At 70.1% G+C, this 757-nt stretch carries 1 protein-coding gene; it reads left to right on the top strand.

What is annotated here, in order from left to right:
- Positions 1-133 precede the first annotated feature (133 nt).
- Positions 134-757: transposase (locus tag DXC99_RS10450; RefSeq protein WP_199408916.1), on the top strand; the 624-nt coding region annotated here is incomplete at its 3' end.

The raw sequence follows: 757 nt of genomic DNA, 5'->3' as shown, positions 1-757 counted from the left end.
GACAGACACTATGACCCAATCCAGGGGCACGGAAACGACAGGAGCCCCCGCTCGTGACCGCGGGTCGGGGCTGCGACAATGTTGTTGAAGTGCCAGAGGCGCAGCCGCGCCGCAACGAGGTTGGGAGGCTCCCGTGCCTAGATATTCTACCGCCTTCGGAATGGACGTACACCTCAGGTCCACCACCGTCTGCGCGCTCGACGCGGAGACGGGCGAGGCCGTGACGAGGAGGTTCCGCGGCAACCCCTGGGGCGAGGTCGCGGAGTGGATGTCGGGCTTCCCCGGCCCGTCGCTCGCCGCCTACGAGAGCGGCTACCTCGGCTTCGCCCCGCAAAGGGAGCTCTCCGGGCTCGGCGTCGACTGCGTCGTCGCGGCCGTCTCCAAGGTCCCGAGGTCGGCTGCCGACCTCTCGTCCAAGAACGACCGCAACGACGCGGCCAGGATGGCCAAGGCGATACTGTCGCACGACGTCACCCCGGTATGGGTGCCGTCCCCCGAGATCGAGGGGCTCAGGGACCTCGCCGCCGCCCACGACGCCGCGACCGCGAGGCTCGCGGCGGCGAAGCAGCGGCTCCTGGCGTTTCTAGCCCGCCGCGGCTATGTCTACGGCGGCACGACGCCGGCCGGCAACCCCCGGAAGTACTGGACGTACGGCTTCCTCAGGTGGCTCGACGGCATACACCCCGCCGACGACGGAGGCATCCGGGCGCTTGCGGCGCTGAGGAACGAGGTCGAGGCGGCCGACGAGACGAGGGGG

This window comes from Collinsella sp. TF10-11AT, assembly GCF_003437565.1.
In the GTDB taxonomy this organism is placed as follows: Bacteria; Actinomycetota; Coriobacteriia; order Coriobacteriales; family Coriobacteriaceae; genus Collinsella.
This window is presented reverse-complemented; position numbering and strand designations above follow the sequence as displayed.